A 258-nucleotide genomic window follows, 5' to 3' on the forward strand; every position below is an offset into this window, starting at 1 on the left:
TGAGACAGTGCCCAGATCGTTACGCCTTTCGTGCGGGTCGGAACTTACCCGACAAGGAATTTCGCTACCTTAGGACCGTTATAGTTACGGCCGCCGTTTACTGGGGCTTCGATTCAGAGCTTCGCTTAGCAGCTAACCCCTCCTCTTAACCTTCCAGCACCGGGCAGGCGTCAGCCCCTATACTTCGCCTTGCGGCTTCGCAGAGACCTGTGTTTTTGCTAAACAGTCGCCTGGGCCTATTCACTGCGGCTCTTCTGG

1 rRNA gene is annotated in these 258 nt (G+C 55.8%); it reads right to left on the reverse strand.

Going from position 1 to position 258, the window contains the following annotated elements:
• Positions 1 to 258 (reverse strand): 23S ribosomal RNA (locus M3175_RS24730); the annotation flags it as partial.

This window comes from Robertmurraya korlensis (genome assembly GCF_023715225.1).
Taxonomy (GTDB): Bacteria; Bacillota; Bacilli; order Bacillales; family Cytobacillaceae; genus Robertmurraya_A.